Source organism: Pseudobutyrivibrio sp., from assembly GCF_017471675.1.
GTDB lineage: Bacteria > Bacillota > Clostridia > Lachnospirales > Lachnospiraceae > Pseudobutyrivibrio.
Window position 1 is genome coordinate 36,857 of the sequence record NZ_JAFUSK010000006.1, and the last position, 21,189, is coordinate 58,045.

The following is a 21,189-nucleotide window of genomic DNA, read 5'->3' on the forward strand; positions in this document are numbered from 1 at the left end:
AAGTTGTCCCGAAGGACAACTTGTCAAAATTTAATGATAACTTGCAATTATTCTACTACAACAGTTACATCGGTGTTCTTCCTTAATCTAAGTACAGAAAGAAGAATAAGTATTACTATAACAATTCCACATACCAAATCTATTGCATAAATAATATACTGATAAGGCTCTACAAGTGGAACATATCTACTACCTGGCATACCACCATTCATAGCGTTTGAGTTTGCAATAGTATAAAGGATGTGGTGTGCAGCAATTCTTCCATAGTGATAATCACTAGCATTGTTGATATCAAATGTATATCTTGCACCATCCGGTACATTTGTAAGCTTACCATCTGCGCCTGCCTGTATCATCTGACCTGCATCCATAAACACACCAGTATTAGCATTATCAGTTATGATAAATCCATTGAATCCCCATTCATTTCTTACAATGCCTGTAATAAGTGGATAATCACCACCTGCCCAAGTGTAGCCAATTCTGTTAAATGAAGTCATCATACCCTGACATACTGGAAGTTCAGCTGTAGCATTTTCATATGTACCATCTTCATTTGTCTTAACATAATTAACTGTAGTATTGCCACCCTTCATACAAATCTCGAAAGGCTCTAAATAGATTTCTCTTGCAGCTTGTTCATTTAAAAATGTAGCAAGTGAGAACTGACCTACAGTATCACCTCTATGATTTTCCTGATCATTAACTGCAAAATGCTTGATAAATGCGTATACGCCTTTACTTGCAGCTGTCTTTATTTCCTCAATAGCCATTGAACCAGAAAGGAATGGATCCTCTGAATAATATTCATTATTTCTTCCTGAAAATGGAGTTCTATGAATATTCATCGCTGGTGCATACCAGCCATTTACACCAATTTCGAATGATGTATTTCCTACCATCTGTCCAAATTCTGCTGCAAGTTCTCTATCCCAAGACTGTGCCATTACAAGAACGCCACAATAAACATATCCATAAATATGGAAGCCATCAGCATCCATTGCATAATTAATTAATCCTGTAGCTGCATCTCTATCTACTGCAGCTGGCTTGTCTACTGACTTAAGTGAATATGTACCATATCCTGATTGTGTAATAAGAATTTGGTAATCCTCTGGAGTTAATTCATCAAGAAGATCATCCCAAAGAGGATCATTATAATCAAGGCCTCTAAGTTGTATAAGTGTTATATCTTTCTTCTTTCCATACACAATTTCCTCATCAAAATCATTGGATTCTGTGCTCAATGAATCAAATGAATCAAGCTTGCCTAAATCCTCTTTAGAAATAGTCTTTTTCCATGTATAAGACTTTCCATCTGAACCATTAATTCTATTTCCCCAAGTACTAATCACATCACTTGGCTCACCATCTGTTTTAGGGAAAGTGCCTATCCAATCATTTCTTGTAAGGTAAACATCACCAGATGAAGCATGGTCAAGCTGGTTTGTTATTTTCACGCCAGTCTGAGAATCTACTGCATAAGTTGTGGTATCTACCTCTGTATTTGCTGGAGTGTATTCATTAACAAGAGCATCATTTCCTACATCTGTCATGCCATCTTCCACAGTCTTACCCTTGAATGCAAGGATGTTATTGATAGCGTTGTGAGAATCCTGCCCAGCTGTAATATAATAATCACCTGCATCAAGGATATATGTCTTCGCATTTACGTAATCGTATGACTTTAACTGTTCCTTGTTAAATGTAACAGATACCTTCTGGCTCTCTCCTGGAGCAAGCTCCCTCGTTCTGTCATAACCTACTAAAACTACTGATGATTTTTCTACCAAATTAGCTTTGTCGTAATCTGTGTATGGGCTCTGTGCGTAAATTTCTACTACATCGGCGCCAGCTACATCACCTGTATTTGTAACAGTTACAGTAGCTGTACATACATCTTTGTTCCAAGTTGTATTGAAATCAGACCACTCAAAATCTGTATAAGAAAGACCATAACCAAATGGATATACTACCTCAGCAGAATAATCAAAATCTCCTGCATTTCCTTGACCTAAAACTACATCTTCATATCTTGTCTCATAATATCTGTAGCCAACATATATACCTTCACGATAGTTTACATAGTTATACTTTGTAGCATTTCCTGCCTCATCATAGTAAACAAAATCGCCAAAGTTCTGCGCTGCAGGAGAATTTAATGCATCCGCCTCATAAGTATCAACTGTGTGTCCTGATGGATTGATTTCTCCAGCAAAAATCTTTGCTACTGACTTTAATCCCATTGTTCCCATATTTGGAACTGACACAATTGTGTGAATACTCTCATAGTCCTTTGTCCAAGATAAATCAAGAGCAGCCCCTGAATTAATGATAAGAACCACATCATCATATTTTTCATTTAAGTAATTAATGATTTCTAATTCAACAGAATCAGGCTCGATATATGTCTTATTCTGATCTTCCTTCTTATCTGTATGGTTAAACATTGAACGAGGCATGTCTCGTCCCTCACCAGCTACGCGACTCCATACAAAAACCGGTGTAGTACCATCGATACTATCTAACAAACCAGATTCGTCCTCAAGTTTTGAAAGAGGACACTCATTTATAGAGAAGTCTTCATCAACACCATAGCCTACAGAACCTTCTCCAAGACCATAGTCTTTACCATTTCCTTCTGAGTAGAACTTCCAAAGCTTATCATTTACTTCAAAGCCCTCACCTGTAAAGCTATCAAAGATATTGCTTCCTGTTCCACCAATAAAGCTTACCGACGAATGGCCTACAAAACTTAATTTGCTGTTCTTTTTAAGTGGCAATGTTTTATTGTCATTTTTTAGAAGAACAACACCTTCTGCTGCCATTCTCATATCAAGAGCTTCCTTATCTGCCTGGGCAGCGTCAGCATCTGGATAATCAGACTTGGTATACTCTAAATCAAGTCCATCTGTTTTAGCCTTGGAATTATCAACTTTTGCTTGCTTAATTCCTAAAGCACTCATTACAGAGTTTGAATTTGGTGGTATGTACATATTAGCTGCAACTATAACAACCACCATTGCGATACAGACAATTGCAGAAACAACCGTCTTTATCAAGTTAACACTTTTTTTCTTCATATAATATGCAACCTCCCTGCTTCTATTTATGATATGAATACCATAGCAGAAGCAGGGAGGCTAAAACTCAAATCTGCATATTTTGTATTTTTAATTACATTTTCTGATTATTGGGAACTACCACTGTACACATAAATATGTTATTAGATGTATCTACAGAGAGACTTCCATCATATTTTTCTATAATATTTTGAATATATTGCAATTCATCTTTTTGATCTATTAGTGTCTCATAATAACTTTCACATTGAAAAATAGTAAGCCGTTTTTTTACAAAAGTTGTAACTGAAAGGACTCTCCTTTCACTAGTAGCTACTTTTTCCGAAAGGGATATTGCAATATCAAGTAGTCCATGTATTATGCTATATAAATCTGTGTTCTCTAAACTTTCAAAACCTTTACCATCAGCAATACATGACCAATTAATGCGATCCCTTTCACAACGCATACTTATCTCTGTAAGTATTGTATCCAAAATTGCATTACCTGTATTTTGAGTACTGTTATATAAAGTTATCAACTCCTTAGCATTGTGAATTGAGGTTCTTACGATTTCTGGGTCATCGGTGTTTTCTGCCTTCTCCAATTGATGTTTTAAATCGTGAAGCTTAGTGTTTATCAGTTCTATACTTCCCCGTGAAAAATTGAGTTGCTTATTTTGCTGTTCCCAAAGCATAGTTTGATTATCCAGCTTTCGTTGCACACTATATCTACGTTGCATAGTAGTGTTCCAAATTAAAATAAAAAAGCAACATGCAGCCCCGTAAAAGCGCATTATTTTAAATGCCTGAGCCATTTCTAATGGAGTTTCATAATATGCTGTTATACTGCTTAGTATCAAAGTGACAGAAACAACCACCGCAAAATACAATACAGCCTCAGTCCAAGGCGCATCATATTTTCCTCCATCAGAAGCTCTTTTGGATATTAAAAAATAAAAAATAATATATATTCCCAGCTGAAGTATTATTGTGAATGTAATTTTCAATGGTTGATTCTCTTTAGCATCAATTATTTTTGATAAATCATAAATTAAATTTTGAGTGGCATAAGCATTTGCTAAAACAACAAGTGCGTCCCAAAAACTGATATTACATAATAAGATGATGTAAACAAACAGCATCACCAACACTAGAGCTATGAAAGAATATCCGTATATACGATTTGAAACCCCATCAAAGATTTCCACTACAATATAATCTATAGCAATACTAAATATGAAATATAAAGTAGTTGCCACTATAAAACGAAGAATAAACCTACTCCTATGTATTAGTGGAATTATAAAAATGATACCTGAAATAAGTAAATGAAAAATAAATTCTTCAATCAAATCTACAATCATCTATCTATATTCCTTTCTTATAGTACTCAACCATTTTTTGCATAAAATCCTTTTTGCGAGGACGGCTGATTTTCAGTAATTCATCACTAATAACTACACAATCATCCTTAATCCCTTCAACATAACGTAAATTAACCAAATAACAGCTATTGCACTTTGCAAACTTGTCGGTTGGAAAATTACCTTCAATATTTTTTAATGATCCTTTATCTGTAATTATCTTATCTACAAGATGATAAAATATATCATGCTTTTGAACTTCCACGTATTTTATCGTCTTTAGGCTGATTTTACTAATTTCATCATTTTTTTTAATAATGATAAATCCATCTTCATTCATTTCATTTATCTGTCTAATTCTATCAAGCTTCATAGCAAAAGCAAAATACTCAACCGGCTTTATCACATAATCAATAGCCCTTACTTTGTAGCCTGATATTGCATATTGAGGAGCATTTGTAATAAACATCAAAGGAACATCCTCATCTACTCTTCTTAATTCACTAGCTGCTGCCATTCCATCCAAATGAGGCATTTCAATATCCATAAGTATAGCATCATAGATAGGCTTATAATTCTCAATAAAGCTCATACCATCAGAAAATATAGTTGTATCTATCTCTACTCCTTTATCTATGGCATATTTTTTTATTTGGTTTTCAAGTTGATTTACATATTGAATTTCATCTTCTACTATTGCTATTTTCATAAACATCCTCTAATGCCAATTATTTACATATTCTTTAAATCTAGGAAGTGGCACAGCAACTTTTCCTCTAACATTTGAAATTAACATATGATTTTTGATGATTCTATCTCTAAGAGAAGGGAATCATTTCTTGGTCGCTAGCAAAACCTTTACTTTGAACCAGCCATCTTCGTAGCTTACATTCATAGCACCATCGTATTTTTCTGCCACCTGGCCAATAGATTTTAGGCCGAAGCCGTGCTTTACATTATCTTTTTTGGTGGTGCCAGGTAGATTATCATTCTTAAAAATTCTTCGTCTTTGATTCTTTCTTAGCCTTACATTAGAGCTATCAGAGTAGTTTTCACACTCTACAATTATAAATTGATTTCGAGAGCGAACCGACATGGTGATTAGCCTCTTCTCATGATCCTCCACCTGCTGAGTAGCTTCTATTGCATTATCCAAAAGATTTCCAAAAAGTGAACAGATATCTTTTACGTGGATACCAGAAAGCAAATCACCGTCTACCATGGCATTGAGGGTGATGTTCTTCTTTTGACACTGTAGGCTTTTGGTGGTGAGGATAACATCTAGTACCTTGTTTCCAGTGTTCATGAAGGATTCCTGAATAGCAATAGCCTGCTCCATATCCTCTAGCACCTCAGCACGTCTTACCGGGTCATCCTCTTCCTTTAATGCCATTACATAATGCTTCATATCGTGCATTTCTTTACGAAGTGCCTCTGAATTGTCAACAGCCAGCTTGTACTGTTCATACTGCTTCTGGAATAGCTGATTAATGGCATCGCTTTCGTTTTTGGCAGCCATCTCATTACGACGTCCCATTTCTGTCATCAACATTAACATACCACCAAAATCAACAAGAGTTCTTACATATAACATGTTTTCTGAAGCAGAGAATGGTGTCTTTTGAGTTATAAAGCTAAGGTTTGACATGATAAACGCCCCGATACCTGTAACTATAACGCTTATAAGTTCATTGGTTTTTACATTAAGATTTTTATTTGGAGGGATGTTGCCTTTTTCAAAATTATAATAAGCAATAAATGTTATCGTATATACGATAACCATTACTACAACAGATTCGGTAAAATCAGCTACATCTGAAAAATAAACGCACCATACATACAACTGAATGTATAGGGATGCTGCAAATTCTGCCAAAACAAACGCATGAGTAGTAATAACTCCACAATCTCTCGGCTTAATATCTAACACAAAATACAAAGAAGCGTACATCAGTGCAACTGCGCCCATCATGCAAGGAATCCAGAATTCTATAGGAAGTAAGCCTGCTATAAACTGATATATAATCTGTATTGCTAATGTACCTATGCATTGGAAAACATACACCTTGTCGTGGCGTCTTCTTTTATAAATATTAAAATAAACAAAAACCGCTAGCCATTCAGCAATAGCGGTAAAAAGTCGCGGTGTATCCTGTAATTTCACTGGGTCTAAAAAAGCATGTAAGTCCATAAATATCTCCTATAAAATGTCCTCTGTAAGGGCTGCCATAAATTCCTTTTTTCTTGCTCTACTAATTGGAAGTGTTACGCCATCAGTAAGAATTACCTCTTCCTTTTGCACAGCCTCAACCCTAGAAAGATTAACAAGATATGCATTATGACATTTGCTAAATCCATGCTCCATAAGCATTTCATCAAATCTTTTAAGTGGGCCTATGGTAGTGTAGTCCCTTTCATCTGTGTGAATGACCACATTGTTTCGCTGACTTTCAATATATGAAATAGTGTCACAGTCAAGCTTCATCTGCTTGTCATCCACAGAAACCTTTACATAAATATGCTGCTTCTTAGCATTAACCCTGATGATGGCCTTATCAAAAAGCTGCTCAAACTGAGTGTAAGGAACAGGCTTAAGTACATATCCCAAGGCATCAACAGCATATCCCTGAACAGCATACTGCACAGTGGAAGTGATAAAAATAATAATAACATCAGCATCCACCTTGCGAATCTTCTCCGCAGCTGCCATTCCATCCAAATGCTTCATCTGAATGTCCAGCAAGATAATATCAAACTGCCCCTTATAATCATCTACAAGGTCTATTCCATCACTAAGATGTGTGATGTTAAAGGGCTGCTTGGTAGCATTTCCATATTTATTTATATAATTTTGCAGAAGCTCAGCCTGAGCTAACTCGTCTTCTACGATACATACATTAATCATGACTATAAAATAATACAAAAATAGATTGTGTGCAAGTGGTGATGTACTGAAGCTTTGTTGCTTCTGTCACAAGCTCAACGTATTTATTGCATTTGTAACTGATGCTGTGACAGAATTTCACTGAAATTGGGATATTTCTGTCATAAGACTCTCTGCGAAGCCAATGTTTTCGTTATCTCTGTGACAGGATTACTTAAAAATGGCCTTATTTCTGTCACAAGGTCAACGATTTTACTGGGATTGAAGCATTCGCTGTGACAGAGCTTGATTATTTCAGCAATAATTATGCAAAAAACAGCCAGAGCTCTATGCCCTGGCTGTCTGAAATCTAAATTACTCTGTAAAAAGTGGTGTTGAATAGTAGCGATCTCCTGAATCTGGAAGAAGAGCTACGATTGTCTTACCCTTGTTCTCTGGGCGCTTTGCAAGCTCGATTGCACCGTGAAGAGCTGCACCAGATGAAATACCAACTGAGATACCTTCCTTCTTGGCAAGAAGCTTAGCTGCCTCAAAAGCATCTGCGCTGTCTGCCTTGTATACTTCATCGTAAATCTTTGTGTTGAGAACCTCAGGTATAAAGCCTGCGCCGATACCCTGAATCTTGTGTGCACCTGCACGTCCCTCAGAAAGCACTGGTGAATCCTTTGGCTCAAGTGCAACTACCTGTACCTTAGGGTTCTGGCTCTTAAGATATTCACCAACACCTGTAACTGTTCCACCTGTACCTACACCAGCGATGAAGATATCCACATTTCCATCTGTATCATTCCAAATCTCTGGACCTGTTGTAGAACGATGTGCTGCTGAATTTGCAGGGTTTACAAACTGACCTGGAATAAAGCTTCCTTCGATTTCTTTAGCAAGCTCTTCTGCCTTTGCAATAGCTCCCTTCATACCCTGAGCGCCTTCTGTAAGAACAATCTCTGCACCATAAGCCTTAAGAATGTTTCTACGCTCAACAGACATTGTCTCTGGCATTGTAAGGATTGCACGATATCCCTTAGCTGCTGCAATAGCTGCAAGACCGATACCTGTGTTTCCACTTGTTGGCTCAATGATAACTGAACCTTCCTTTAATAATCCCTTTTCCTCTGCATCCTCAATCATTGCAAGAGCAACTCTGTCCTTTACAGAGCCTGCTGGATTAAAATACTCCAGCTTAACTAACACTGTAGCCTCTAAGCCGAGCTCCTTTTCAATATTTGTAACCTCAACAAGTGGAGTGTTTCCGATTAATTCACTTGCTCCCTTATATATCTTTGACATATCAATATCCTCCTGTTTTTTCTAGTAATTTACTCCGCCTGTTACGCTAACAAGCATTATATTTCTACGGTCGACAGCACGTCTCCCTTAAGAAATATAATAGCTTGTTAGCTACAGGCTCACTTAAATCTCATTAAAACTTATTATACCGCATTTGCGTTTTTCTCTGCATTAAAAATCTCATCTATTTTCTCGTCGTCGATTGCTGCGAAGCCTTTTTCCAAATCCTCGATAATATCATCGATGTGCTCAGTTCCAATTGAAAGGCGAATTGTGCTTTGTGTAATTCCCTGGTCTAAAAGCTCTTCTTCTGTAAGCTGTGAGTGAGTAGTTGTTGCTGGGTGAATTACAAGGCTCTTTACATCAGCTACATTTGCAAGGATTGAGAAGATTTCAAGGCTATCGATAAACTTGTAAGCCTCTTCCTTGCCACCCTTTATCTCAAATGTAAAGATGCTGCCGCCATCCTTAGGGAAATATTTCTTGTAAAGCTCATGGTCTGGATGATCCTCAAGTGATGGATGATTTACATGAGCTACCTTTGGATGATTATTAAGAAACTCTACTACCTTCTTAGTATTCTCAGCATGTCTGTCGAGACGTAGAGGCAATGTCTCAATTCCCTGCAAAAGGAGGAATGCATTAAATGGAGAGATTGTTGCCCCTGTGTCTCTAAGTAGAATTGCTCTAATATAAGTTACAAATGCTGCTGGTCCTGCAACCTCAGCAAATGAAACACCGTGATAGCTTGGGTTAGGATCTGCAATATTTGGATATTTGCCTGATGACTTCCAATCATATTTTCCAGCTTCTACAATAACACCGCCAAGTGTTGTTCCGTGTCCGCCAAAGAACTTTGTAGCTGAGTGAACTACGATGTCTGCACCGTGCTCAATTGGGCGAACCCAGTAAGCTGCGCCAAATGTGTTATCAACAACAAGTGGAAGATTTGCTTCGTGAGCAATACGTGCAATTGCATCAATATCCGGAATATCACTGTTTGGATTTCCAAGAGTCTCTAAGTAGATTGCTCTTGTGTTGTCCTGGATTGCATTCTTAACTTCATCTAAGTTATGAGCATCTACAAATGTTGTAGAAACGCCATACTGTGTAAGTGTATGTGCAAGTAGATTGTAGCTTCCGCCGTAGATTGTCTTCTGTGCTACGATGTGGCCACCGTTTGCTGCAAGTGCCTGGATTGTATATGTGATTGCTGCTGCACCAGATGCAACTGCAAGTGCTGCACTACCACCTTCGAGAGCTGCTACTCTGGCTTCGAGTACGCCCTGAGTTGAATTAGTAAGTCTTCCATATATGTTACCTGCATCTGCAAGACCAAATCTATCAGCTGCATGCTGTGAATCTCTAAACACATAAGATGTTGTCTGGTAAATAGGTACTGCTCTTGCATCAGATGCTGGGTCTGGATTTTCCTGACCAACGTGAAGTGCCAATGTTTCAAATCTATAGTTGCTCATATTCGTTTCCTCCTTTAGTTTCCTTAGTTTCTTAAGAATATTCTCGTTTGTTTTCTTGATGTGACTATAATAAACGGTATTGCCTACTAGGTCAATAGGTTTTATAATTGCTAAAAATTATAGCTGGCTATCAATACATTTTATAACCAGCTATTTTTCAGTATTCTTCACTATTCATAGTCAAATGTTTTCAAGAACTTCTTTGCCCTTTCCGTAGTTGGCTTTATAAAAAAGCTCTTGGCATCACTGCTTTCCTCAACTATCTCTCCCTTATCTAGGAAAATGATTCTATCAGCAATAGCTCTGGCAAATGACATCTCATGTGTAACGATTAGCATGGTGGAGCCTGACTTTGCAAGAGATAGCATAGTCTCTAGCACCTCATGGACCATCTCAGGATCTAACGCCGCCGTTACCTCATCGAATAGTAAGATATCAGGATGCATGAGAAGCGCCCTTACAATTGCCACTCTTTGCTTTTGCCCACCGGAAAGCTGTCTTGGATAATAATCCTTCTTGTCTACAAGTCCTACCTTATCAAGAAGCTCTAGTGCTTCCTTGATTGCCTCATCTTTACTTCGCTTTTGCACCTTCATTGGAGCAAGGATAATATTCTCTAGAACTGTCTTGTGTGGAAAAAGCTCGTAGGATTGAAATACCATACCAATCTTTTGACGAAGCTTGGTAATCTCCCTTTTACCTGCCTCTACCGGAAGACCGTCCACCACTATCACACCATCCTGGATTTCTTCGAGACCATTGAGGCATCTAAGAAATGTGCTTTTACCGCAGCCTGATGGACCGATGATTACAACAACCTCTCCCTTCTTTACAGACAGGTTTATATCCTTAAGAACTACATTATCTCCAAATTTCTTTTGTAAATGTGTAACCTTTAATAATTCGCTCATTACGCCCACCTTTTCTCTAAATATACTGCAAGCCTGCTAATAGGCCAGCAAACTATAAAGTATAGTAAAAATACAACAGCAAACACGCCAAATGCAGCATTTGGTGAAGCCTTTCTGTTGGCCTCGATTATCTGCTGTGCCACCTTTAGAACTTCCACAATTCCAATCATCATTACAAGGGATGTGGTCTTGATCATTCTTGTAATTAGATTGATAGAAAGTGGAATCAGTCGTCTAATTGTCTGTGGCAATATGATATAAAAGTAAGTCTGTTTCTTATCCATTCCAAGAGCGTAGGCAGATTCAAACTGAATCTTAGGAATGCTTTTGATGGAACCTCTTACCAAATCTCCCATTTCAGCAACGCCCCAAAAGCTAAATACAAATATAGCGGCAGCCTCTGCTGTAATATCCCAGCCAAACACTCTGGTTGTACCAAAATATACAATGAATAGCAGTACCATTTGTGGCATGATTCTTACAATCTCAAGGTAGATTTTTAGAATTGCTTTTAGCCACAGCTTATTTAATGTCATGAGAACACCAACAACAAGGCCTAGTAGGATGCTGATTGCCACCGATACAAGGCTTATTTCTACTGACACCCAAAGTCCCTGCAATAGTCTTAAGAAGTTTGTGCCCTTAAACAACACATCAATCCCCAAATTGGCCATAACGCATCCTCCTTTCTACAATACTTCCAAGAATTGAAACTGGAAGAAGCATTATCAAATAGAACACCACAAGAAGGAACAGGCACTCTATAGTCTTTGCGTACATACCAATCAAATCCTTTGCAGTGAACATCAAATCCATCAAACTGATTGTGGAGAACACCGATGTCTCCTTTAAAAGGAAAATGACATTTGCTAAAAGTCCTGGCACGCTCATGGAAATTGCCTGAGGAAGTATGACGTGGATAAATGTCTGCTCCTTTGTCATACCAAGACTTAGTGCACTTTCTGTCTGAATCACAGGGATTGATTCTAATCCACTTCTGATTGTTTCTATCATGTAGGCGCCGCCTAAAAGCCCAAGTCCCAGGACACCACATGTTTCTGCTGTAATCCTAATGCCCACCTTTGGCAATGCAAAATAAATAAAAAATAATTGCACCAAAAGTGGTGTGTTTCTAAAAATTTCAATGTATATTCCAGTTATAGCTTTAAGAACGGGAATTCTAAAATGAAGAATGGCAGCGCCAGCAAGCCCCAAAACCAAGCTTAATAAAATGCCCTGCCATCCAATCTTCATTGTAAGAAAAAGTGCGTCCTTATATAGTGGAATATAACTCTTAAGAATATCTATATCCATCACTAAATAAATAGCCTTTCAATTATTACTGTACTTTTCCGCCCTCGACTACCAGTGTATCCTCATAGTCTGCTCCATAAGTATCAAGAAGTGTAGCCTCATAATCTGCATGGAAGAACTGCTCATCACCTAATGATGTAATCTCATCATTGAGCCATGTGAGAAGTGTTTCATTGCCCTTTGTTACAGCTGGTGCGATGGTATCGTTGTCACCAAGTGATGGGATGCCTACTGTGTAGCCTTCGTTTTCAAGTGAGAATGCGATAACCTCAGTGTTATCATTTGCCCATGCTACGCCATTGCCATTTTCAAATGCTGTCTTTGCCTCTGCGTATGCATCATATTTCTGAAGCTTAATGTCTGGATAATTCTTTGTAAGATATGTCTCTGCTGTTGTTCCAGAAATTACAATCACCTGGTCATCAGCACCGATATCATCAAGGCTTTCAATAACTGCATCTGATGGTGATACCACTCCAAGGGCAACATTCATATATGGAAGTGCGAAATCAACCTCCTCAGCTCTCTCTTCTGTAACTGTAAAGTTTGCAAGGATAATATCTACCTTTCCAGTCTGAAGATATTCGATTCTGTTAGCAGCCTCTGTAGACACATAGTTAATTTCAACTCCAAGATCCTTGCCGATACGCTCTGCAAAATATACATCGTATCCTGCATATTCGCCGTTCTCATCTACATAACCAAATGGGCTCTTATCAGAAAATACGCCGATGTTGATAGTACCGCTTTCTTTGATTTCATCTAGTGTTCTAAAGCCTGCTGAAGATGAAGCATCAGATGTGCTGTCCTCATTAGACTCAGCACTAGCTGTTTCTGTTGTAGCACCAGCATCTTCCTTAGAGCCGCATGCTGTAAATGAAGCTGCTACCACAGCTGTAATAAGCAATCCACTTGATAATCTTCTTAATAATTTGTTTCTCATTTCAATCTTCCTCTTTCATTTATATTTTGATCAATTTTTCAATTGCCCCCGCAAGACTCTCATGGCTTCTATCATCCATGTGCTCTTGATCCAATTCTGAAGGCTTCGCCACATCAGATGCTGCCAAAAACTTACAATCATATTCCTCCGCAAGCTTTTTAAATACTGCCTTCAACTCCTTGGAGGTAACCACTGAATTTTCATTAAACTCTGGATCATACTCCTTCATCCAAACCTTTTCCCCAAGATGAATAGGGGATACCAAGATGATGTCCATATCTTTTTTATACGCTCTGATTTGTTTAAGAAGGATTTCTATTCCCCTACCTATTACGGTAGCGGAGGCATTATAAATAGTTTTGCAATCGTTAGTTCCTAGCATCAGCACCACAGTATCGATTGGATAATGTGACTCTAAGAAAACCGGTAAGTAAAGAGAGCCGTTCCTGCCAATACGTGTGCTATCTTCAAAAACAGTTGTCCTTCCACAAAGCCCTTCCTCAACCACACGATAGTTTGAGTAGCCCAGCTTCTTGGAAAGAATCCCTGTCCATCTCACATCACTTGAATATCTGTCTCCATTATCTGGCCTAAGTCCGTATGTATTTGAATCACCAAAACATAAAATGTTTTTCATGTGCTACCTCCTTTCTCGTTTCTATGTCAGATATAATAAATCTTATTACCTACTAGGTCAATAGGTATTATCATTATAAAAAATAATAGCCAGCTATCAATTGGATTTATAGCTGGCTATTATCCCTTTGTTTATATACTAATCAACAGCAACAGTCTCGCCCAACGCAAGCACTGCATTACGTACACATTCAGGACATTCGCAAAGCACCTGGCCTGTGGTGATTCCTTTAAGATCCTTGCAGATTGTGGCGCCACATTTTTCATTGAACTTAGCCACCATTTCCTTTGAGTATCTAGGGGTGCCTTTTCCTTCTGTAATCATACCGGCTGTCATTACAGCACCGATAAGAGCGCCGCAGGTGCTTTCCATACATCCCATACCTGCTGCGAAACCAGCGGCAAGCTTTGAAAGCTCCTCTGGGGCAATATCAATCTTATCCTCAAATGCCTTAAGTACAGACTGTGTGCAGTTGCACTGGCCTGTGGCCTTTAAATTAGCTGCTAAATCAGCTCTTTCCTCTAATGTCATTTCCTATTTTCCTCCTTTTATCTTGCATATACCCTGGGTCATGGTTCCCATAGGGCAGAATGTGCACCAGGTTCTTTCTTTATATAGTACCATTACTATCAGTCCAATCAAAGTGGAAGTGAGCATCAAGCTGTAGAATCCAAATCCGAATTGTGCCACCCAATCTGGGAAAGCACTGCCTGAATATGCCCACTGCCAAGGTACCTTGAATGTCCAAAACAGCTTGATAGCTTTTCTTAGTGTGCCAGCGCCAGAAAATACCAGGTAGGTCTGAAATACCATTGTACCAAACATGGTCAAGAAAAATACAAGGAATCCATATCTAAACCACTTGGATGAAAGCCACTTAGGAGCAGGCTTTTTTCTGGAGCAACCTACATTTCTTCCAAGTACCCAAAACAGCTGACCTCTTCCGCACATGTTGTTACAGAACCATTTATTACCGCCTACTACCGCAAATATCAAAGGCAGAATAAAATCTATCATTCCAAGCCAGGCAAACAATATATTAAAAAATCCAAGAGCAAAATAAATGATTGACCAAATCCATAGATAATTGTACCAATGCTTCTTTTTGTTATTTGCCATCTATATGCTCCTCTCTTTTAAATTAATTGCGCTTGCTGGGCAAGCTTTCTCACACAATCCACAACCAACGCAGATTTCCTCATTCACTAATGCATAACAGCCCTTGTAGATAGATATTGCCTCCCTTGGGCACTGCAATCTACAAACACCACAGGCTACACATATATCTGTGTTTACATTTGCTAATCTTTTTGCCATATCAACTTCCTTTTACTTTTTGCTTGTTATTTTTAAACGATACGCTTATTATATTTGGTAAGAAAAATATATCAAGTACGCAATTTTTATTAACCTGGTAAGGAAAAACTGACTATGGAAAAAGAACCTTTATGTGAAGAAATCGCAGGCAAGGGCTGCGGGTTAAAGAAAGTATTAAACATCATAGGTGGCAAATGGAAAATAATGATTCTATGTGTCATCGACAATAATGAAGTTGCCAGATATGGTGATTTAAGGCGCTCTGTATTTGGAATTACAAACACCATGCTTGCCCAATCTCTCAAGGAACTAGAAGCGGATGGATTAATTCATCGCACCCAATATGATGAAATGCCTGTGCGTGTGGAATACACTCTCACTGATCAGGCCAAGAGCCTAATACCCATTCTATTGCAGTTAAAAAAATGGGGAGAGGATAATCTATAGCGATTATAATATTCTTGCATTTACCTACTTACCTATCTTATAATATGGTAATAGGATGTGCCCACTTTAGTGGGAAGAACCTGTTACCCACAGCGCACCCATCGCGAAGCGATTTTAAATGTGCGCTTTCCCGTATAATAGGAGGTCAGAATATGTTTAGTACAAAAGGAAGATACGCATTACGTGTAATGATAGATTTAGCGCAGCAGCATTCTGAGGATTATATTCCTCTTAAGGATATTGCTGAGCGTCAGGATATTTCAAAGAAGTATTTGGAGATAATAGTAAAGGAACTTGTAAAGGGAGGACTTGTTGCTGGAGTCAGCGGTAAAGGTGGCGGCTACAAGCTTACAAGAAAGCCGGAAGAGTATTCTGTTGGAGAGATTATAGAATTATTAGAGGGCAGCCTTTCACCTGTAGCATGTCTTGCTGACGATGCGAAAGACTGCCCTCGTGAGGGTGTGTGCAAAACCCTGCCAATGTGGACTGAATTCTATTTACTTGAAAGAGACTTCTTCTATGGCAAGAAGCTCAGTGATTTGGTTAATAGCTAAGCCTTAAGCAGCAATTCAACTATTCCAGGATATGATGATATCTTAGCCTCTAAGATGTTATCATATCCTTTTTTTCTGATTTCATTGCTGCAGCTTTCGCCTATTGAATAGATAGTCTCAGGTAAATGACCTTCTAATGCATCGATACTAGCTACCGCAGTGCTTCCACTAGTAAAAATAGCTCCATCACAAGCAGCGATTCTCTCTTTAGTATCAACCTCAATTGGTGCATCAGTTGATATATTTTCATAGCTTATAAACTTGCTAAGCTTAAATCGAGTATCCAGGCTTTCTTCAAATCCCCCTGATACCTTCTTGGCGCAGAGCCAATATACATTTGCTTTCTCAGACACCCTTTTATTGATAGCCTCAGCAAGATTTGCGCCACTTTGCTTAGTAGAAATAATGTCTGCAATGATACCAAATGATGCCAATGTATCAAATGTCTTCTTCCCTACAACAGCAAAGTGGCAGTTAGGGATATATCTTAAATCCTTTCTTGCCCCTTCAAATAGATTATAGAAGAATGACTTCACTCCATTTGCGCTTGTAAATACTATTACATCTGATTCGCTGGCATTTTCCAAAAAGGAAACATCCACTTTCTTAGGAACAATCTGCCCTGCCACATAAGATATCACTTCTGCTCCAAGCTCTTCTAATCTAATCTCTAATTCATTTGACCTGGTAGCTTTGCTTCCCTTTAGCCCGTACTCAAAGCTTTTTATCTTAGGTAGGAAATAAGTCTTTCCAAACAAAGGTCTGCTTTCAAAAAATCCTAAGGTTTCATTTAAAGCTACAACTTCACCTACAACTATGGTTGCAGGTGATACAAGAGCTGCCTTCTCAACAAGAGCTGCTATATTATCAAGTGTTCCCACACATTTCTTTTGATGATTGGTGGTGGCATTTGATATTACTGCAACCTTGGTAGACTTGCTTCTGCCTGCACCAATTAGCCCATCTGCAATTTCTCCTACATGAGATAATCCCATCAAAAATACTAAAGTAACAGATTCATCTGTGAGCTTACTATAATCTATATCTGAGGCCTTATCTTTTCTGCTATGGGCAGTGATTACCTGAAAGCCCTTTGATAAACCACGGTGAGTTATAGGAATTCCTGCGGCTGTAAGTGCTGCCACTGAAGAGCTGATACCAGGAATCACATCAACCTCCACCCCGTTATCAAGCAAGAAGCAGGCCTCTTCACCGCCCCTGCCAAACACATAAGGGTCGCCCCCCTTTAGGCGTACCACCAGCTGATGTTCGCCTGCCTTTTGAAGCAACAGTTTATTAATCTCATCCTGTGGCATCACATGAAAGTGATTTTCTTTTCCTACGAAAATCTTCTCACATCCTACTTTTGTCAATTCTAAAAACTTTGCATTTAGCAGACGGTCATAGATAACGCAATCTGCCTTTTTTATAATTTCTGCTCCTTTTAAAGTGAGCAGGCCCCATTCTCCAGGACCTGCTCCAAGCAAAACAACTTTTCCACTCATATTATTTCTCCAACTGCTGCATTATATCTGCCACAGCTCTATCAATTAATTCCTCACTGGCATCAGGCGCCACCTGCCTAGTACATGCCAGTTTGCTGCCATCCTCTGTTCCAAACAATGCCCTAAGCTCGTAACCTTCATCGGTAGCAGATGCATAAGCACCGATAGGCAGATGACAATCGCCACCTATCTTTTTAAGGAAACCTCTTTCTAAAAATGTGATGTCCTTAATCTTGCTATCTGATAAGGAATTTACCATATCAAGAAGCTCATAATTATCTGATTTGAGCTCGATAGCAAGAGTACCCTGGGCAGGAGCTGGAATCATGTCATCCACATTAAAATACTCTGATATTTCATGGGCAAGACCAATTCTTTTAAGTCCTGCTGCTGCAATCACAATGCCATCTAGCTTAGTACCATCAGCAAGACCTTCTCTAAGCTTTCTTATTCTTGTATCAATATTGCCCCTGATAGGATAGATATTAATATCAGGGCGAAGCTTTAGTAGCTGATAGGAACGTCTTTTGCTTCCTGTTGCAACATTGGCACCTTTAGGCAAATCCTTAAGTGATTTATAGTGATTGAGAATCAAAACATCTCTAGCATCCTCTCTATCCCAAGGGTCGGCAAATGTAAGCCCAGCCTTAAGAGTGTCTGGCATGTCCTTCATGGAATGAACTGCCAGCTGTATCCTGCCATTTAAAAGAGCATCCTCTATTTCATCTGTGAAGATTCCCTTTGAGCCTATAGCATCTAAAGGCCTGTGCTGATCCAAATCACCTGTTGTCTTAATTACAACTATCTCATAATCATTCTCTGGAAAGTTTTGCTTTAGCTTTTCCAATACGTAATTTGCCTGGGCCAATGCCAGCTTAGAACCGCGAGTTCCTATTTTAATATCCATTCTTACTCCTGAACATTTACTAATACTAATTTCTTAAATGCTGGAATAAGCTGTGTGGATAGGCTTGCCGCCATTACACATAAGATGAAATCTGGTAAAACAGTGATCAAGCAATATTGAACCACTACAACGGCAAAGGAAACAGCTTCCCCAACATATAGATTTTTTATCAAATAAAAATATACCGCACCTACACTATAATATGCAATAAGTCCTATTGTAGCTGGCACAATAAGATATACTAATTTCTTTGATGGAAGCTTTTCTGTATATAAGCCAATTAAGTATGCTGCCAAAACAAATCCAAGTAAAAAGCCGAATCCTGGGCGAAGCACATATCCGATGCCGCCACCTGCTGCAAAAACTGGAACCCCTGCAAGGCCAACAATAATGTATGTAATTACGCTAAGGGCACCAAGCTTTTTGCCTAAGATAAATCCTGCAAGTAATACAAACAACCACTGAAATGTGAAGTGCATTGTATATAATGGTAGTGGAATATCAATCTTTATAAATGCTCCAACAGCAATAAGTGCTGCAAATAATCCTGTAAAAGTAATCTCTCTTGTTGTCAACTTCATTGTTAGTCTCCTTAAAAATAATATTCATCTGAAAAGATTCTTAAATCTTCTTTTTCGTACTGTCCATCCTCTATATGGAAGCTGTTAAGCACTGGATTTTCCGCCATAAGTGAGAGAATCATATAGCTTGCCTTTGAATCGTATGCAAGCTTGATGTCCTCGACAGATGGTCTGGATGGAGACTCAGGATGAGAGTGCCAATTGCCAAGTGGCTTTAGCCCCTCTTTTCTCATATCCTTTATGGCCTCCATCTGGTCCTTTGGATCCAGTGTAAAATGATCTGTAGCATGGTCCTTGTTTTCTAGATAGTATATCTTTTTTACTTCAATTTTACCATCAATTTCTGTACCTGCTACAAGCCCACAGGCTTCCTCTGGAAGATGTTCCTTTGCGTATGCCACAATACTATCGTATATACGATAATGCATTCTAATTGTTTTCATCTCTTACCTCGAATCTGCCCGCGGTTTCCTCGCAAACCTCCTGCTCATAATCGATAAGCTCTGTGATAGTAGGATTAGCTCCACAAACAGGGCATTTGCTGGTATCATGTGGAAGCTTTATCTTCCTAAATTCCTGATTTACAGCATCGTATGTAAGTAGCTTTCCTGTAAGCAAATCACCTACACCAACGATATATTTGATTGCCTCCATAGCCTGCAGCGAGCCAATCACTCCACCCATAGCACCAATAACACCAGCCTGCTTACAGGTAGGCACTGCATCCTTTGGAGGTGGATTTTTGAATACACATCTATAGCAAGGGCCTTCCCCAGGCACATAAGTCATTAGCTGTCCCTTAAATCGAATGATTCCTGCATGGCTAAATGGCTTCTTTTCCATAACACATGCATCATTAATTAGAAACTTTGCCGGGAAATTATCGGTGCCATCAATAATAAAATCGTATTCACGAATCAGCTCTCTGATATTTGTAGAATCCACAAACTTATGATATGTCTTAACCTCCACATCAGGGTTCATGGCATTCATGGTTTCCTTTGCAGATTTTACTTTTGGCTTTCCAATATCTGCTGTGCTATGGATTATCTGGCGCTGCAGATTGGACAAATCCACCTCATCTGCATCTACGATGCCAATCTTTCCTACTCCTGCTGCTGCAAGATACATAGCTGCTGGAGCGCCAAGTCCACCTGCTCCAATAATAAGTACGCTTGCGTTTAATAGCTTCTTTTGCCCCTTAGCTCCCACTTCCTTTAGGATGATATGTCTGCTATAGCGCTCAATCTGTTCATCTGTCATTGCCATTAGCAGCCACCTCCCATGAAATAAAGGAACTCAACGCTATCACCTTCATTTAACACTGTGGTATCACGATTTTCTGTAAGTACGAACTCATCATTAATTGATACAGTGACATACTCGGGAGTCTCAACATTCTCAAGCTCAATAAGCTCTGGGAGAGTCAAACCATCCTTATATTCTTTCTTCTCACCTGCAACTGTGATTGTCATTTCATTATCCTCCTATACTTAGATATAATCTTCTATCCAGTCCACTAAATCATCATAATCTCTAGGACCGATCTGCTTTCCTACTGCCTTACCTTCCTTGAACAAAATAAGTGTAGGATTTGCTTTGATTTCATAATCCTCTACAAGCTTGGTGTCATAGTTTGTATTCACCTTTACCACCTTAAGCTTGCCCTCATATTCTTCCTCTATATCACACAGTGTTGGTGCAAGCTTTTTGCATGTGATACATGAATCTGAGTAGAAATCCACAATAGTGGGCACTTCACTCTCTAGCACCTTTGATGCGAAATCATCTGTGTAAACTCTTTCTGCCATATCACTCCTCCACCTTTCTTACAAACAAAGTATATGTGCCATCCTCATTATCATTAAGCTTCAAAATCTTATGGCCGTCCTCCTTAAAAGAACGAGGCACGTTCTGCACTGGCTCACCATCATTCATGCGAACCGCCAGAACCTGACCATCGTCTAGCTCCTCGATTGCCACCTTTGCAGTAACA

The 21,189-nt window shown here is 38.8% G+C and carries 25 protein-coding genes; 2 read left to right on the plus strand and 23 right to left on the minus strand.

From position 1 onward, the window contains the following. Positions 1-47: 47 nt before the first annotated feature. From IJ535_RS01365 to IJ535_RS01435, 15 genes are all read right to left on the minus strand, one after another. The gene (locus IJ535_RS01365; RefSeq protein WP_294297793.1) at positions 48-3,083 is read right to left on the minus strand and encodes a glycoside hydrolase family 3 N-terminal domain-containing protein; all 3,036 of its coding nucleotides are present in this window, start codon (positions 3,081-3,083) and stop codon (positions 48-50) included. A gap of 94 nt (positions 3,084-3,177) precedes the next feature. After that, the gene (locus IJ535_RS01370) at positions 3,178-4,428 is read right to left on the minus strand and encodes a GHKL domain-containing protein (RefSeq protein WP_294297795.1); all 1,251 of its coding nucleotides are present in this window, start codon (positions 4,426-4,428) and stop codon (positions 3,178-3,180) included. A gap of 4 nt (positions 4,429-4,432) precedes the next feature. Beyond that, positions 4,433-5,137, minus strand: a complete 705-nt coding sequence (locus IJ535_RS01375; protein WP_294297798.1) for a LytR/AlgR family response regulator transcription factor — start codon at positions 5,135-5,137, stop codon at positions 4,433-4,435. Between the two features lie 123 nt (positions 5,138-5,260). Beyond that, on the minus strand, positions 5,261-6,619 hold the full coding sequence (locus tag IJ535_RS01380; RefSeq protein ID WP_294297802.1) for an ATP-binding protein: 1,359 nt from the start codon (positions 6,617-6,619) through the stop codon (positions 5,261-5,263). A 9-nt stretch (positions 6,620-6,628) separates the two neighbouring features. Further along, entirely contained in the window at positions 6,629-7,351 is a 723-nt protein-coding gene (locus IJ535_RS01385) for a LytR/AlgR family response regulator transcription factor (protein WP_294297805.1), read from the minus strand. A 315-nt stretch (positions 7,352-7,666) separates the two neighbouring features. Continuing rightward, complete coding sequence (gene cysK / locus IJ535_RS01390) at positions 7,667-8,599, minus strand: cysteine synthase A (RefSeq protein WP_294297807.1); 933 nt, start codon at positions 8,597-8,599, stop codon at positions 7,667-7,669. Positions 8,600-8,742: 143 nt separating this feature from the next. Beyond that, positions 8,743-10,077 carry an O-acetylhomoserine aminocarboxypropyltransferase/cysteine synthase family protein gene (locus IJ535_RS01395; RefSeq protein WP_294297810.1) on the minus strand — a complete coding sequence of 445 codons (1,335 nt, stop codon included), beginning with the start codon at positions 10,075-10,077 and terminating at the stop codon, positions 8,743-8,745. Between the two features lie 170 nt (positions 10,078-10,247). Next, positions 10,248-10,988, minus strand: coding sequence for an amino acid ABC transporter ATP-binding protein (locus tag IJ535_RS01400; protein ID WP_294293958.1), 741 nt, complete (start codon positions 10,986-10,988; stop codon positions 10,248-10,250). Beyond that, entirely contained in the window at positions 10,988-11,662 is a 675-nt protein-coding gene (locus IJ535_RS01405; RefSeq protein ID WP_294297814.1) for an amino acid ABC transporter permease, read from the minus strand. The genes IJ535_RS01400 and IJ535_RS01405 overlap by 1 nt, the downstream gene beginning before the upstream one ends. Next, positions 11,643-12,302, minus strand: coding sequence for an amino acid ABC transporter permease (locus tag IJ535_RS01410; protein WP_294297816.1), 660 nt, complete (start codon positions 12,300-12,302; stop codon positions 11,643-11,645). The genes IJ535_RS01405 and IJ535_RS01410 overlap by 20 nt, the downstream gene beginning before the upstream one ends. 25 nt (positions 12,303-12,327) lie before the next feature. Next, the gene (locus IJ535_RS01415) at positions 12,328-13,245 is read right to left on the minus strand and encodes a transporter substrate-binding domain-containing protein (RefSeq protein WP_294297821.1); all 918 of its coding nucleotides are present in this window, start codon (positions 13,243-13,245) and stop codon (positions 12,328-12,330) included. Positions 13,246-13,264: 19 nt separating this feature from the next. After that, on the minus strand, positions 13,265-13,882 hold the full coding sequence (locus IJ535_RS01420; RefSeq protein ID WP_294293937.1) for a GDSL-type esterase/lipase family protein: 618 nt from the start codon (positions 13,880-13,882) through the stop codon (positions 13,265-13,267). Positions 13,883-14,020: 138 nt separating this feature from the next. Then, a complete protein-coding gene (locus IJ535_RS01425; protein WP_294297826.1) occupies positions 14,021-14,413 on the minus strand; it encodes a C-GCAxxG-C-C family protein in 393 nt (130 codons plus the stop codon). Positions 14,414-14,416: 3 nt separating this feature from the next. Continuing rightward, complete coding sequence (locus tag IJ535_RS01430) at positions 14,417-15,001, minus strand: 4Fe-4S binding protein (protein ID WP_294297829.1); 585 nt, start codon at positions 14,999-15,001, stop codon at positions 14,417-14,419. Further along, entirely contained in the window at positions 15,002-15,199 is a 198-nt protein-coding gene (locus IJ535_RS01435) for a 4Fe-4S binding protein (RefSeq protein WP_294297831.1), read from the minus strand. 114 nt (positions 15,200-15,313) lie between these two features. Between IJ535_RS01435 and IJ535_RS01440 the strand changes: the two genes are divergently transcribed. Continuing rightward, positions 15,314-15,646, plus strand: coding sequence for a winged helix-turn-helix transcriptional regulator (locus IJ535_RS01440; RefSeq protein ID WP_294297836.1), 333 nt, complete (start codon positions 15,314-15,316; stop codon positions 15,644-15,646). Positions 15,647-15,798: 152 nt separating this feature from the next. Further along, on the plus strand, positions 15,799-16,200 hold the full coding sequence (locus tag IJ535_RS01445) for an RrF2 family transcriptional regulator (RefSeq protein WP_294297839.1): 402 nt from the start codon (positions 15,799-15,801) through the stop codon (positions 16,198-16,200). Here the strand turns inward: IJ535_RS01445 and cobA are convergent. From cobA to IJ535_RS01485, 8 genes are all read right to left on the minus strand, one after another. Beyond that, the gene (cobA, locus tag IJ535_RS01450; RefSeq protein ID WP_294297842.1) at positions 16,197-17,705 is read right to left on the minus strand and encodes a uroporphyrinogen-III C-methyltransferase; all 1,509 of its coding nucleotides are present in this window, start codon (positions 17,703-17,705) and stop codon (positions 16,197-16,199) included. The two genes, IJ535_RS01445 and cobA, sit on opposite strands and share 4 nt — an antisense overlap. Before the next feature lies 1 nt (position 17,706). Beyond that, positions 17,707-18,612: a hydroxymethylbilane synthase gene (gene hemC, locus IJ535_RS01455; protein ID WP_294297846.1), complete on the minus strand. Its 906-nt coding sequence runs from the start codon at positions 18,610-18,612 to the stop codon at positions 17,707-17,709. A gap of 2 nt (positions 18,613-18,614) precedes the next feature. Beyond that, positions 18,615-19,193 (minus strand): biotin transporter BioY, encoded by a 579-nt coding sequence (locus tag IJ535_RS01460; RefSeq protein ID WP_294297849.1) that lies wholly within the window; start codon positions 19,191-19,193, stop codon positions 18,615-18,617. Between the two features lie 11 nt (positions 19,194-19,204). Beyond that, positions 19,205-19,636: a M67 family metallopeptidase gene (locus IJ535_RS01465; RefSeq protein WP_294293908.1), complete on the minus strand. Its 432-nt coding sequence runs from the start codon at positions 19,634-19,636 to the stop codon at positions 19,205-19,207. Continuing rightward, on the minus strand, positions 19,623-20,462 hold the full coding sequence (gene thiF / locus IJ535_RS01470) for a thiazole biosynthesis adenylyltransferase ThiF (protein ID WP_294297852.1): 840 nt from the start codon (positions 20,460-20,462) through the stop codon (positions 19,623-19,625). Before thiF ends, IJ535_RS01465 begins: the two co-directional genes overlap by 14 nt. After that, positions 20,462-20,668: a sulfur carrier protein ThiS gene (thiS, locus tag IJ535_RS01475; protein WP_294297855.1), complete on the minus strand. Its 207-nt coding sequence runs from the start codon at positions 20,666-20,668 to the stop codon at positions 20,462-20,464. The genes thiF and thiS overlap by 1 nt, the downstream gene beginning before the upstream one ends. A gap of 18 nt (positions 20,669-20,686) precedes the next feature. Continuing rightward, complete coding sequence (locus tag IJ535_RS01480) at positions 20,687-21,004, minus strand: thioredoxin family protein (RefSeq protein WP_294297858.1); 318 nt, start codon at positions 21,002-21,004, stop codon at positions 20,687-20,689. 1 nt (position 21,005) lies between these two features. Then, the coding region (locus IJ535_RS01485; protein ID WP_294297860.1) for a sulfurtransferase TusA family protein at positions 21,006-21,189 on the minus strand (184 nt) is incomplete at its 5' end.